This window comes from Marinobacter manganoxydans MnI7-9 (assembly GCF_000235625.1).
GTDB lineage: Bacteria > Pseudomonadota > Gammaproteobacteria > Pseudomonadales > Oleiphilaceae > Marinobacter > Marinobacter manganoxydans.
Genome location: NZ_AGTR01000081.1, coordinates 35,574 through 49,746, shown reverse-complemented (window position 1 = coordinate 49,746; position 14,173 = coordinate 35,574). Strand labels below are relative to the sequence as shown.

Sequence of the window (14,173 nt, the reverse complement as noted above, 5' to 3'; positions counted from 1 at the left end):
GTCCCTGAAGAAAAAAGAAAATCCGGGCTTTCGCACCATCCTGTGCGAAGGCTCAACCCTGATGAAAGCGTCCTGCTCTCATCAGGGCGGCCCTGGTATGCTGAAAGAGTTTAATACAAGCTGCGGGGTATGCGGTACCCCGCAAGTAGTTGCTCTGTGAACGGGTTGGTATTGCTGGCCGCGTGGAGGCGATAACGCATCTCCCCGTCGTCAACCCGGAACCGGACATCGACCGCGCTGCTGCTCACGCCGGTAATGTCGGCTTTATCGAGCAGTCGGAACAGAGCCCATGGGCCGCTTTCCGAGAGGCTGCGGGGTGAACGGTTCACCTGAACCGGCACCAGGGTAATACGGCTCTCAACAGAGTCCCGCAGGGTATTAGGCCAGACCAGCGGAATGCTCTGGCGCGGGCCATGGCTGAACTCCACCAGTTGGCCATCCACATTCACCACGCTGCGGCGCTTGTTGGCTGAGAGATTGAGCGGTTCCAGCGCGAACTCCACATCCAGCGAACCACCCCGGGTAAAGTAGGCCCTGCGGATTCGATCGGCATTTTCCAATGACGTCAGTACCGCACCGCGCACCAGGCCGGCACGTCGGGCATCGCCCACCTGTTTCGGGTGATCCTCGAGGAACAGTTTCAGGTTGTCCTGATAGAAGGCGTCCAATACGCCGCCCGGGGCAAAAAACCGTTCAAAGTCCTGCAGTGCAACATCCCGCCCGGAGTCCGGATTAAACGGATAGTGGCTGGCCAGATTCTGCTGGAAGGGCTGATACACCTCGCGATACCACTCACGCTCCAACTGCGCCACCGCCTGGTCCAGAACCACTCGCCAGCTTTCCGTGGCCAACCGGGTCAGCAGCCGGTTCAGGGGCTCCGGCTGGTTGTCGGCCATGCGCTGCAAGGTGAAGATCGGGTCGGCGCCCTGCAGGCCCATGCGGGCCCGGGCAGCGGCCAGCGCAGCCTTGCCCTTGTCTGGCGCTTCCTGGATGTTGCGCATGTACTCGTGAAGTTCCCTGACCACCAGCATGATCTGTTCAAGCCCGGTTGGCTGATCGCCATTTTCACGGGTCAACTGGTTGAGCTCCGCAAACTGCCGTTCAATATCCTGCAGCATGCGGAAATGAGGCGACTGCTCCAGAAGCTCCCGGGCTGCGGCACTCTCCCCTTCCGCCGAAGGCACAAGACGCGTGTTATGGCGAACCTGCCGGAGCAGACTTGCCAGGGGCTCGTGGCCGCTGGTCAGGCTCTCCAGAATACGTACGCCGTGGTTCAGGTCCTCAAACCGCTGAATATCGATGCGGCTCAAGGCAGTACGCCAGGCCTCGGCATAGTGCTCGGCATAGAGGGTCTGCAAACTGGCCAGCAGTCTGGCTTCATCCGCCTTGCTGAAGTCAACGTTGTCCCGGCGGCCCAGCACCCAGGCGTCCACCAGAGCCAGCTCCGTTACCGAGCCGGACTTGCGCAGGAACCATTTTTCCAGTCCCTCCCGGGTCAGCAACGCGGGGATGGTCAATGGGTCTTCTTCCACCGCTGCCCCCGAGTCCGACGGCTCGCCATAACCATCCACCCGGGTGAACACCGTGCTGAATGCCGGCCCGGATGCCCGGGCCAGTTCCAACGGTGCCCGGAATTCCTGTTCTGCTTCAATTTCCAGATCCCGATAGACCCGGTCTGGCGTGGCAATCCGACCAAGCTCATGTTGTGCCCACTCGACACTGCTACGAAACGGCGCCAGGGTCATATCGGCAACCGCATCGCCCTGGCGAGTGAGCTGTGCCAGATCGGTATGCGCCATGGCATAGTCCAGATGACCCAGTAGCCGCTGCTGCAGTTCACTCTGGCCGGGGAACGCCTCCTGCCAGTGGCTCTGCATGTAGCGGGTCACAATATCGTCCCGACGACCACTGGCGTCATACAGCATGCGCAACACCCGCAGATGCTCCAGGCGCTCAGTGCTATTGTCTGGCGCCTGGCCCATCTCGGCCATCACACCGAACATCAGGGCTGGCAAATACTGGTATGCCAGCATATCCAGGTAGGATTTCTCCACTTCAGGGCCCACCTCATGGCCACGGTACAGGCCCATATCGCTGAGCAGCGGCCAGTTCCGGCGGTGGTCGCCAAAGGCCAGGGTCGCCTCACGAAGTTCATCCAGCGGGCCGAGCAGGTTCCGGCCGGTATTGTCCGGCTCAAAACCCACCGGCTGCCAGTTATCGATAAAGCCCTGCACACGGGTTTCCACGGCGGTCGCGGCCTCTGCATTCTTGATAAAGAAATGCTGCCAACCGGCGGTCATACCCGCACCGGCACAAATAGCCACCACGGCGGCCACGGCCAGCCGCCGTTGCCGGGACTGAATCACCCGTCGGTTGTCACCGGCCAGGCCGGCCTCCGGATAGATAATCTCGGGGAACAGTGCCCGGGTGAACAGGGTGGCGGACTGCCCTGCCCGTTGGGCAGGCTGAATGGGCCCGGCGATCTGGTAGTTGGCGGCAGCCGCTGAGACAAAGGCATCTTCCGGCACGCCCTCCTGCAACACCGAGGTGAAGTAGGTGCCGCGAACCATCGCCGGTGTCGAGAACACATCCGCAGACAGCAGGTCGGTCAGGAATTGCTCCAGAACGGGCTTAAGGCCTGCAAGCTGCCGGGTAAAGGAGTAGGCCGCCGCCCGTTCCTCGGCATCCCGGGTGCTGGCCAGAACGTCCGGCAAGCGATCGGAAAGCCGCTCAACCATTTCGGTATATCGGTCGGCGAACTGATTCAGCCAATCGTCGTTATCCAGTTGGCCTTTGAGGCTGAAGGTAAAGCCCAGGGCCCGCTCCTTGTCCTGCTTGCTCAGGGTTCGCACCAGCGGGCCAAAACCGTAGAGCAGGTCCATCTTGGTGAAGGTGACATAAACGGGCAGGCGGGAGCCGATCTGCTCCATCAGTTCTCGCAGGCGCGTGCGCAACAGAATGGCCCGGTCCCGCCTCTGGCCGGGGTCTGCCACGCTGAGACTGGCCAGATCTATGGCCAGCACCACACCATTCAGAGGACGTTGAGAGCGATTTCGCTCCAGCCAGGCGATGAAATGATGCCAAAGACGCTGCTGGATCTCCGCGCCGGCGCCCTCCCCCTGACTCTGGCTCAGCAGTTCACCATCCGGATCGATCAGCACGCCTTTATCGCCGATCCACCAGTCAAAACCGAAGGCATTGCGATCCATTCGATTGTTGCGGGTTACGTTGGTGAGCGTGTAGGTCTGCCCGGAGCGTTGAATCAGGCTGGTCTTGCCAGCATCCTCAAGGCCCATCGCCAGATACCAGGGCAGCCGGTAAATGCCTTTGCGGCCGGGGAGGTTGCTTTTCAGGGCCGCCAGCTGGCGATCCAGCAGGCGCTGTTGCTTGCGCTCCATGGGCAGAATCGGATCTTCCTGTTCCTTCTGCGCTTCCGCCTGCCTGACGTTCACCTTGCGCAGGCGGCGCGCCAGCATCATGCCCCACACCATGGCCACGACCAGCACAACGCCCAGGGTTACCACGGCCCGCATCTGCCAGGCCGCCAATGGAAACTCACCATTGAGCTCCCAGCGTGGCCCCAGCCACCAGGTGGCCACCACCAAGGCAATAATGCCCAGTACCAGGGTGACCGGGGCTGCGTTTTTGAGGTATGGCAGAAGCCAGCGACCGATGAGTAAAGCTTTTCTCCACATGGTGTCCATTCCTGCTGTGATTCCTTGGTGTGTTCCGGGTATCAGCCCAGCTTTTCAAGCTGCCTGATCAGGGCTGGCTCCCAGTCCTCGAGAGCCAGCCCGCGCACCTGCATTTGCAGATCCTGAATCTGCTGCGTGGCCAGTGATTTCAGGCCGGAGTCCTTCATTAATCGGGCGCTGGCAAGGCGCCAGTAAAAGCGGTCTCTTGGTTCTCTCGCTTCCGCCAGCCCGTCCTCCAGAAGTTGCATCCCGGCAGCCAGCCCCTTTTGCCCGGCCAGCTCCCGGGCTTTGTCATAAGCCTGCTCCCAGGCGTTGGCGCTGCCGGCGGAACCACCGGTCGCCGGCGCGGACCAGAGCCACTCTTCCGCCTCCCGGGAGAGGAACGGGGTGCCATCGTTGAAGGTGAGCTCCGGCAACTGGGCAAGGCGCTCAACAAACTCCTTTGCGGACACACGGATGGCCTCAGCGCAGGCGTGGTGGCCCAGGGCCGCCGCTACCCGGGCACTTAACCAATGGCCGTCCAGCCAGAACGGACTGACCGACAGGCTCTGCTCGATTTTCTGCCACAACGCCAGGTCGGCGGATTTTTCCAGGGCTTCGCGATAGTCAGCCACCCGATCGGCACTGACGGCGGCAAGATCGGTGCGCTTTCCGTCCCGTGTCGGCGGTACCGTGGTGATGTTCTGCCAGATAGCGTAACGGCGAACCTGGTACCCCAGCGGCTGGTCCGGCCCGGTTTCGGTGAGCATGTCCGCGACTTTCAGAAGACTCTGCCGGGTTGCTCGTTCGTCGCCCGGGTCCAGGGTGAGTGCCCCCAGGGAAGGCTTCGACGGTGCAGGTTTCTGCTCTGGCGTTTCAGTTCGCGAATCCTGGCTGACCTGCCCTGCCTGCGGACGGGTTTCGGGGGCTGCCGCGGCGTCGTTAACCCTGGGCAGCTTTTCAACCGCCCGTTTAAGATCCTGCAGCGACTCCTCGGGCAATTCCCGGCCAGCGGCCTGGTCCATCAATCTCGCCAGAAGTTCAAGGCAGAACGCCCGACCGTCGCCAACACTGCCATCAAACGCCAGGGCGTCGACGCCTTTGCCGGCGCGCTGGAGCATCTGGGTGAACATCATCTTGCGTGCCCGCTTGCCCGTCTCTCCAGGGTAGGGCCAGGCCTGCTCCCACCATTCGTCCAGCACCCGGTGCAGCAGGTACAGGGATAGGGCGAACCGTTCACCATCACCACCGCGTTGCAGGGCGACCAGAAGAAAACCGAGCACTTTCAGATCCTTGCTGCGGTCCGAGAGAATCGTCAGGGCATCGCTTTCAACCTTGCTCCAGTCGATGTCGGTATGGGCCAGAGAGCCCACCTTCATGATCTCGTTTTCCAGAGACTCGAGCGTTGCATCGTCTCCGAGTGCCTCGCCGACACCGGAATCGCCGGGCAATGGTGAGACAACCTGTTCAACGTAGGGATGTTGCTCAATGATCTGCATGTTGCTGTCCTGAATCGCTGTGTTCAGCCGGCATTTACCAGCCACAGGTCTCGCGTAGCGGTTCGATGGCGCGGCGGTATCCCGAGAGATCAAACAGCAGGCCATCAATGCGACCGTTGGGCGAGTCAATGCGCGCCTCTGTGCCGTCGATCATGGCTTTCACGGTACGAATGGCTGGCAGTCCCCGGCCGCCGCTGAGCACGAAACCGTTGTCCCGCACCCGCCAGACGGTCTGTCCCCGGCCAAACCCCAGCCGAATCCGCTGCTCGTCCATTGCCTCGGGCAGCATCAGCGTGAGTTCCGTGATGTTGTTGTAGCACTGAAGGGCCAGCAGAGGTCTGGGAGGTTGAACGCCCAGAGCCGGAACCGTCACCAGGTGGCCAGCTGCTCGCCCGGTATTCCGGTAAAGCACACCGGCACCGGCATTTTCTGCATCAAGGCTGGCGTAGGCCTGTCGCCATCGCTCGGATCGCCGGGTATCCGGGGCCGCAAGTTCCTCGCCGGATGCCGCCAGGGGAGTACCAAAAACCTCGTCAAAGCAGGCCAGCCGTTCAAGTCGCTGGGGCTCACTGGTACAGAGTCGGGCATCTTCAAGCTGGTCAGCGCTGGCATTGGAGACCAGCGAAAGCAGCGCCAATGCCGCTGCAATACCACCGGTTAATCGCACTCTTCGGGGAATCATGACTCTGTCACCCGGTACTTGAGACACTTGTGGGCCAGGGTCCGCTTTGGCAGGCCGAGGCTTTCTGCCGCCTGGGCCCGGTTGCCACCATACTGGCGCAGACGCTCGCGAATAATTGCCGCTTCAAAGGCCTGTGCCGCGACTTTAAGATCCCGGACCTCTTCCACAGCAGGTAGATCAACGGGATTTCTGTCTCTGGCATCCGAGGGTGCGCGGGTCCAGCCATCGGGCTCTTCAAACAGGTCATTAATCCTCAGAACTTCCGGCTGGATATCATCCCCGCCCGGGGTCTGCAGGCAGGCCAGTTCAATGATGTTGCGCAGCTCACGGACATTGCCCGGGAAGTCGTATCCAGCCAGCAGGTGCAGAGCGTGGCTGGAAATGCCCATGGGCCCGCTACCCTCACGCTCGGTATACAGGCGGATAAAGTGACGGCTCAGGGCTTCGAGGTCCTCGGGGCGCTCCCGCAAGGGCGTCACCCGCAGCGGAAACTGGCTCAGGCGATAAAACAGGTCCCGCCGGAAGCTGCCGTCTTCGATACCTGCCTGCAGCGGCTGGTGGGTGGCCGCTACCAGGCGAAAATCGGAGTGCTGTTCCTCACGGGCGCCCAGTGGGCGGAACTGACGGCTCTCCAACACCCGGAGCAGCTTCGACTGCAGGGCCAAGGGCATGTCGCCGATTTCATCCAGGAACAGGGTGCCGCCGTTGGCCTGTGCCAGAAGCCCCTGCTTGTCCCGGTCGGCGCCTGAGAACGCTCCCCTGGTATGCCCGAAAAGTTCGCTTTCCAGGAGGGTATCGGGAATCGCGGCGCAGTTGACCACCACCATCGGGCCGTCGGCCCGGTCGGACAGTTCATGGATACCGCGGGCGACCACATCCTTGCCACAGCCGGTTTCACCCTGCACCAAAACGGACAGTTGGCTGCCGGCGGCCCGGACGATCTGGGCCCGGAGGCTGGTCATGACCTGGGAGTTGCCGACCAGGGTTCGGGCCAGTTGTTCGCACCGGGTGCGAACGGTTTCGGCGTCGTGCAGATGATCCAGTGAGCGCTTGAGCAGGCGACGCTGCCAGACCTGATCACGGCTCTGAAGCTGGGTAATCCATTGATGAACCAGCAGTTGCCGTAGGCCACAATACAGAGGCTGGCCGGTAATGCCGTCCCAGTCGGGTTCGTCCCGACACAGTACGAGCACCCCCAGGGTTCGGCCGTCATTACCGGTGAGGGGCTCAAGCCACAGGGAACGCGGCCGGTCGCTGGCCTCAAACAGGGCCTGGAAGCCGACGTGGTCCAGGCGGTAGCTGGCGGCACGGGTAAGTTCCCGGGCTTTGCCGGTTTGCAGCACGTGGGCAAAGGGGTGGCTGAAGTCACCGCAGTCGAATTCGCCGTGTTCGGCGAGGTCGCTGCAGTGCAGGGTCCGGCCACTGAGGTCGAGTTCGAGTGCCCAGCAGCGGGTCAGGCCGAAGGCGTTTTCCAGCTGTCTTGTGGCGGTTTTCAGCAGATCCGGCAGGTTGTCTTGCTGGATCAGGGCCACCGCCAGGTCGATTCCGGTGTGCAGTTCCATCTGCATCCGTCCCATGGTTCTCTTCCCTAAGATTTTTATGCTTTTGTGTTCGCCAACCGCACACCGTGCGGATTTGGAGTGTCCCTAAACCACCATTCCCGTAAATCTGGCATCTTCAACACCCAACATGACCTTCGTAACCGACTCCCTCGCCGCCAGTTTCTCCAGCAACGCCAATGAAACCGGCGGCAAAAGCTCACCCTCTATGATCGACTCAAGCATCCTTGCGCCGTTTTCGCTTCTTGTCGCACGGCTACGGATGGCATCGATCAGGCCGTCCTGAAGTTCCACTTCGGTGTGATAACGGGCCTTGATCTGGTCCGCCAGGCGCTGGAGTTTGTCGCCAACGATGCGGTTGAGGGTTTCCTCGCCCAGAGGCAGGTAGGGCACCACTTCCATTCTTGCCAGCAAGGCCGGTTTGAAGAAGCTGGCCAGTTCCGGGTAGAGGGCTTCGTCCAGGCTGGCCGGGGACTCGGCGTGGTTGACGATGGTCTGGTAGCCGAGGTTGGAGGTGAGGAAGAAGACGACATTTTTGCAGTCGATGAGTCGGCCTTCGCCGTCAGCCAGTTCGCCTTTGTCGAACGCCTGGTAGAACAGGTTGAGGACTTCCGGATGGGCTTTTTCGACTTCGTCGAGCAAAACCACGGAGTAAGGTTTCTGACGGATGGCTTCGGTGAGGATGCCGCCTTCGCCGAAGCCAACGTACCCCGGAGGTGAACCGATCAGGCGCGAGACGGTGTGTTTTTCCTGGTATTCGGACATGTTGATGGTGGTGAGGAACTGGCGGCCGCCGTAGAGCAGTTCGGCGAGCTGTACCACGGTTTCGGTTTTGCCGACGCCGCTGGGCCCCACCAGCAGGAAGGCGCCCATGGGGCGGCCAGGCCGGCGCAGGTCGGCGCGGGCGGTGAGCAGGTGTTGGTGCAGGCAGTCGATGGCGGTGTCCTGGCCTTTGATGTGCTCCTGCAGATACGCCGGCAAGTGGGTGATTTTTTCCAGTTCGTCGGTGGTCATGCGATTGACCGGAATGCCGGTCCAGTCGGCGATGACTTCGGCCACCTGCCTGGCATCAACGCGGGCGTGTACCAGCGGCTCGTCGGCATGGAGTTCAGTCAGTTCCTGCTCGATGGCGGCGGCTTCGCTTTTCAGGTCCGGGCGTTCTTCTGTATCCCCATCGGTCAATTCAGAGGTATCCGCTTCGGCCTGGGATTCGCCGGTGAGCAACTGTTCACGAATCTCCACCAGTCGTGCCACCAGCTCGCGCTGGTCGTTCCAGCGTTGTTCCAGGGCTGCGGATTCAGCAGTGATCCCGGCAATGCGCTGTTCAAGTTCCCTTTCCCGGTCGGCATCCACGGTCTGGCCCAGGGTGTGTTCCCGGCTCAGCAGGTTCTGTTCCATGGCCAGCTGATGCAGCTCGCTGCGGACGTGGCTCAGGCGTCTGGGCGGCATGCTCAGATTCAGGCTGACCCGTGCGCAGGCGGTGTCCAGTACGTCGATGGCTTTGTCCGGTAGCTGACGGCCGGCAAGGTAACGGGCAGACATCTCGGCAGCGGCTTTCAGGGCGCTGTCGGCGATCAGGACCTGATGGGCTTTTTCATAGACGGTGCGCAGGCCACGGAGGATGTGGACGGCTTCTCCGGGTGTGGGTTCATCCAATGCCACGGGCTGGAAACGGCGGCTCAGGGCCGGGTCTTTTTCGAAGTATTTCTTGTACTCGCGCCAGGTGGTCGCGGCGATGGTGCGCAGCTCGCCCCGGGCCAGGGCCGGTTTGAGCAGGTTGGCCGCATCGGAGCCGCCTTCGCTGTTGCCGGCGCCAATCAGGGTATGGGCTTCGTCAATGAACAGGATGATGGGGGTAGCGGAGCCTTTGACCGCTTCAATCACGCCTTTGAGGCGTTTCTCGAACTCGCCCTTCACCGAGGCGCCGGCCTGCAGGGCGCCCATGTCCAGGGTCCAGAGCTCAACGTTTCTCAAGCGGTCAGGCACATCGCCGTTGACGATGCGCAGAGCCAGGCCCTCCACCACGGCGCTTTTGCCCACACCGGCATCGCCCACCACAATAGGGTTGTTCTTGCGGCGGCGGCAGAGGATGTCGATCATCTGGTCGATCTCGGCGTCACGGCACACCACCGGATCCAGTTTTTCTTCCCGGGCCAGTCCGGTGAAGTCGGTAGCGTAGCGTTTGAGCGGGTCCAGATCCGCGCTTGCCACCGGTTGCCCGGGTTCCTGCTCGCTCGGTTCCAGCCGCTCCGCGGAGCCCTCGGTGAACCGGTCAAATTGCTTGCGCAGCTGCTCACGGTTGATGTCCGCCAGTGCCTGTGCCACCCGGGGCATAAGGTATCGGTCGGCATTCATCAGCAGGGCCAGGAAAACCGCGCCCGAGCGCAGTTCGGTGTGCCCCAGTTCGGTGGAAGCCAGCAGCCAGGCATCCTGCATCAGTTCCACCAACAGCGGCGAGAACGATGGATAGGGCTCAGCGCTTTGCACCTCTCCGTTCAGGCTGTCGCCCACCAGCGGTTGCAGTTGCTGATGATCAATGCCGGTGTGCTCCAGAATCTGGCGCACGTCGGAAAACGGTGTTTCCAGCAGCTTGAACAGCAAATGGGCCGGAGTGATTTCCGCGCCCTGGCGGCTGATGCACAGGGCGGCGGAGGCTTCCAGCGCCTGGCGTGACATGTCGTTGAGGCGCCCGATCAGCGCCGGCAGTTCTACCCGAATCACGTTGATGTCCTTATTTCGGTAGTTGGTCGAGTACGCGCAATACGTCCGTGATGCGCTCGTTCAGTGCCATGTTATACAGGGAGTAGATGCCGGCCATGGCCGCCACAAACAGACCTGCAATGCCCCAGACGGGCATGCCGCTGCGCAACCGGTTCCGGGTTGGCGTTACGTTCGCCCGGGCATCCGCAAGAGGCGCCGGGTCCTGTTCCTCCTGCAACGCTTTCAGTTGCTCGTGCAGGCCACGAACAATCCGGTCGTATTCATCCCGGCCGTTTTCCATCACCTTGTACCGCCCTTCGAAACCCAGGGAGAGGCACAGGTAGATAAACGACAGCATGTCGCGATAACGGGCCGGTTCCTGCTCCATCCGGGCAAGAATGGCAAAAACCTTTTCCCCACCCCAGGTCTCGTTGTGGAAGCGGGACAGCAGGGAGTGCTGAGACCAGACGCTATGGGCGCCCCAGTCGGTCCCCAGCACGGCCTCATCGATGAAGGCGCAGAGGACGTACCGATAGGCGACAACAACCGGCCGGTCGTAACCCTGCTCCACCAGTTCCCGGTCGATGGCAGCAATCTCATCCACCACCTGCTGGTAGAGGGGTTCCACCGCGCGATAATCCGCCAGCCTGCGTATCCTGATCACCAGGCCAAGCAATGGTGTGGCGGCGTCAATCAGGCGGTTATGTTCCAACCCTCTGAGCTGGAACTGCTCGTCGACCTGGCCTTCCCTGTTGCCCTCAGCGGCTCCCCGGCTGTCGGCAAAGATCAGATCACTGAACGCACTGCTGCCGGAATTCCTGCTGCCGTTGGGTAAGTCCATTACCTGTGCATCTGCCATGATTTAGCTCCTGATTGCCCAGAACTGCATTTCCATGCCCGGGAAACTGCCGGCCACGTGGAATGCGAAGCCGCTGGCGTTGTCGAGCATTTGCCAGGCCTGGCTCTGGTCGTCCAGGCGGAAGTACACGAAGCCGGCGTGGTACGGCAACTGCCGGGGTGCAACCGGTAACGCAGCGAGCGGAATTCCCGGCAGCTGCAGGCTGATGAGATCCCGTATTTTCTCCACCGAGGCCACCTTGCACTGCTGGGTGAACTTCTTGCGCAGATCGTCCAGCGGCATGTCGGCTTTGACCGCAAGAATGAATTCCGCATCCCGGACCAACTGGGCATCCTGAACCGGGGCCACGGTCAGGCCGTACTGGCGCTGCTGAAGCTGGATAGCCAGGGCTCTTGGTTCCAGCACCGTGCTCAGGGACTGCCGCAGAACCTGCATGAGCGGGGTAAAACAATCCTCCGGCAGATCGTGGTCATAGGCCGGGTACTCCCTCGGCAGGCGCCCTTCATCGGTGAAGGTCACCAGCTCGCCACACAGTTCCAGCAGGGCTTCGAACAGCCGTTCAGGATGCAACTGGCGCAGGCGGGCCAGGTGCATGAACCTGGGATGGGCCCGGTTCAGCATCTGCAGCAACATGAAATCCGCCACATCCGCAACGCCCCCCTGCCCGGGCGCACCGACACGCTCGGCGATAGTGCGTGCCCGCTCCCGCATCAGGCCCGCCATTTCCCCGACAAATCGCTGCAGCCTCGGTGCCGCTCGCACACTCAGCATGGTCGGGATGAAGTTCGGGTCCATCACCAGGCTGCCGTCCGGGCGCTTCTCAAGAATCCGGCCGATGGCCAGGGCCGCATAGGCACTGCGATCGTCTCGCTCCAGCATCAGGCGGGGTGCAACCCGGCCCACATTGATGGTGTGGGCATCACCGTCGACCGAATGCAGATCCCGGATTTCCAGGGAGTCGGCACGGAACCGGCCCGCCACCGGGGCGTCCGGCCATTCCACTTCGGCGAGGCTGTCACTGCCCAGTGGCAGGGCCAGGTACACGATCTGATTGGCCACGGAGGCATCGGTGATTTCCATCGGCTCCGGCATCACATCGTCCTGGGGCAGACTGAAGCGGGTGCCATCCGGGAACAGGCCGGATGCCCGAACCAGGCCAACCCGGCCGAAACTCAGGTACTCTGCGTTCAGTTCCAGGTCGCTGAAGCCATACAGATAATCGGAGATCGCGAGCGCCCGTTCATTGATCTGGTGTTCCAGATATCGCTGCTGTTGCTGGAAGTGTTGGGGCTTGATGAACAGGCCATCACTCCAGACGACTCGATTGGTTACCGCCATCAGGTGTCATCCGAATGCTTGAGTTGAACTTCCCGCTCCCGCAGGTTCACCAGCAGGTTGTAGCGGCCACCGATTGGATCCACCTTCACCACTTTCTTCCACTGGGACAGGTTGGGATAGGCGTAAAAGGCGATCACGCCGATAAATCGGGTGTCCTCGCCAATCTCAAAGGGTTCGATGAACTTGAACTGGCCCGGCACCAGGGAGTAATCGCTGTGGTCCACATAGTTCTGGCCCAGTGACGACTCGAGGTCACTCAGTAGCTGGTCGAAATCCCCGGCCATCAGTAGTGAGCTGTCGCGCATCTCGATGATCTGAAACGCAACGGGCGTGGGTGCCAGGGATTCATTCGGGTTTACATCCGGTTCGGCCACCATGGTCAGACCGACCCGGCTGGGCAGATCCTCCGGGTATCCCACCGGGATATCCGGGTCCCAAAGCACTTTTGCGGTTTTGGTGACCGCGTTATAGGGTGTGCTGCATCCGGCAAGCACGAATACGATGGCCAGCAAACTCCATTTGCAGGTCTTCACAACGGGTTCTCCCTCTGTAGTTGGCGCAGGTTCTGGTCGTAAGCCTGTTCGAACACTTCCTGGAACAGACGCTCGAATCCCTGCTGACGACTGGATTTCAACTCTCGGTAATAATGCTGGTACATATCCCATGCCCAGCGTCCCTCGTCCTCGTTCTGGCGCAGTCCCCGGCGGTAACCATGGAAACGACGCAGCAAGGCCTCGGGCGAAAAGGCATGCAGGATGGCCTCCAATGCCTCGCTGATGGCCTCACGGGTTGCCTGCTGGTGATGATTCAGGCTCTGCAGACTCTCCCGCACCGCCGCCGGCGCCGACAGGTGAACCGGGCTACGATGGCTGGCGAACAGGGTCTGCACCGTATCCTCATAACCCTCACCCAACCGCAGTGGATTATCCTCGATGGGTTGCAGGCGGGTTCGCAGCGCCTGATGCCTGCTGTCTTCTCCCTGATGCAGGGCCAACAGGCCTTCCACGGTCGACTTCAGTGTTTGCCCTACTTCCTCCAGGAACAGACGCATCTCGTCGCTGTCGGCAAAGTCCAGCCCGACTTCCATACCCCGCAACAGGGGGGCACCACTGATGTGCTTGCTGCTCTGATCGGAAGCCTCCCTGCGATCAGTGCTCTCTGAAATCTCAGACATCCTGTCTTTCTCTCCTTTGCGAACTGGCAGGCCCATCGCTACGTCGCGGTTTTCACGGTACTCATCCGAAACCTGCCTTTCGGCGGCGCGCCAGGAGGTCTCGCTGACCATCAGCGCGTCAGCATCCGACTTCTGTTGGTCCGGCTGTAGGTTCCAGGGTGCCAATGGGTCATCACTGACTGCCTCCCCGGCTATCGCGCCAAAATTCTGCAGCGGCTCCGGGTTCTCAGTCTGGCTGGTTAAGTACTCGGCCCGCATCAGCGGCCCTTCATCGACATCAATCAGTTGCCGGGCCTGATCTGCCTCACCTCTCTCAAGCAGCGGTTCACTTACAACCTCGGCCAACTCCGCACGAAGTTGATAGCGACCAATACTGATGGTATCGCCATGATTCAGTCGTGCCCGACGGCCCCGACCCACCGGCTGACTTGCGCTATTGATGTAGGTCCGGCCACTGCGATCAATCAGGCAGAAGCCGCCGTCCAGAAAACGGATCTCCGCGTGGCCGGGAACCGCACCCGTTCGGTGGGACGATAACCGCCAGGTATCACTGGCTGCTGTACCGATAGAGCCGCCACGAACACTGAAGCAGTGGTCGATGGTTGCCCCGCCGCCAGCAACAGTCGGATTGGTGACTGTCAGTTTGAGTCCCACAGCCTGTTGTTCATCCATGAATATCTTCCCTGCC

Annotated in this window: 9 protein-coding genes; all 9 read right to left on the bottom strand. The window is 61.4% G+C overall.

What is annotated here, in order from left to right:
- Nucleotides 1-110: 110 nt before the first annotated feature.
- The 9 genes from tssM to tagH all read right to left on the bottom strand — a co-directional run bounded on the left by tssM (nt 111) and on the right by tagH (nt 14,157).
- On the bottom strand, nt 111-3,704 hold the full coding sequence (gene tssM / locus KYE_RS16710; RefSeq protein ID WP_008175735.1) for a type VI secretion system membrane subunit TssM: 3,594 nt from the start codon (nt 3,702-3,704) through the stop codon (nt 111-113).
- A gap of 32 nt (nt 3,705-3,736) precedes the next feature.
- Complete coding sequence (gene tssA / locus KYE_RS16705) at nt 3,737-5,173, bottom strand: type VI secretion system protein TssA (protein ID WP_008175732.1); 1,437 nt, start codon at nt 5,171-5,173, stop codon at nt 3,737-3,739.
- A gap of 34 nt (nt 5,174-5,207) precedes the next feature.
- Nucleotides 5,208-5,855 (bottom strand): type VI secretion system-associated protein VasI, encoded by a 648-nt coding sequence (vasI, locus tag KYE_RS16700; protein WP_008175730.1) that lies wholly within the window; start codon nt 5,853-5,855, stop codon nt 5,208-5,210.
- Nucleotides 5,852-7,423 carry a sigma-54-dependent Fis family transcriptional regulator gene (locus KYE_RS16695; RefSeq protein ID WP_008175727.1) on the bottom strand — a complete coding sequence of 524 codons (1,572 nt, stop codon included), beginning with the start codon at nt 7,421-7,423 and terminating at the stop codon, nt 5,852-5,854. Before KYE_RS16695 ends, vasI begins: the two co-directional genes overlap by 4 nt.
- Before the next feature lie 78 nt (nt 7,424-7,501).
- Nucleotides 7,502-10,135 (bottom strand): type VI secretion system ATPase TssH, encoded by a 2,634-nt coding sequence (tssH, locus tag KYE_RS16690; RefSeq protein ID WP_008175725.1) that lies wholly within the window; start codon nt 10,133-10,135, stop codon nt 7,502-7,504.
- 10 nt (nt 10,136-10,145) lie between these two features.
- A complete protein-coding gene (icmH, locus tag KYE_RS16685) occupies nt 10,146-10,973 on the bottom strand; it encodes a type IVB secretion system protein IcmH/DotU (RefSeq protein ID WP_008175723.1) in 828 nt (275 codons plus the stop codon).
- 3 nt (nt 10,974-10,976) lie between these two features.
- Nucleotides 10,977-12,311: a type VI secretion system baseplate subunit TssK gene (tssK, locus tag KYE_RS16680; protein WP_008175721.1), complete on the bottom strand. Its 1,335-nt coding sequence runs from the start codon at nt 12,309-12,311 to the stop codon at nt 10,977-10,979.
- Complete coding sequence (gene tssJ, locus KYE_RS16675; protein WP_008175720.1) at nt 12,311-12,844, bottom strand: type VI secretion system lipoprotein TssJ; 534 nt, start codon at nt 12,842-12,844, stop codon at nt 12,311-12,313. The genes tssK and tssJ overlap by 1 nt, the downstream gene beginning before the upstream one ends.
- Nucleotides 12,841-14,157, bottom strand: a complete 1,317-nt coding sequence (gene tagH, locus KYE_RS16670; RefSeq protein WP_008175718.1) for a type VI secretion system-associated FHA domain protein TagH — start codon at nt 14,155-14,157, stop codon at nt 12,841-12,843. Before tagH ends, tssJ begins: the two co-directional genes overlap by 4 nt.
- Nucleotides 14,158-14,173 lie beyond the last annotated feature (16 nt).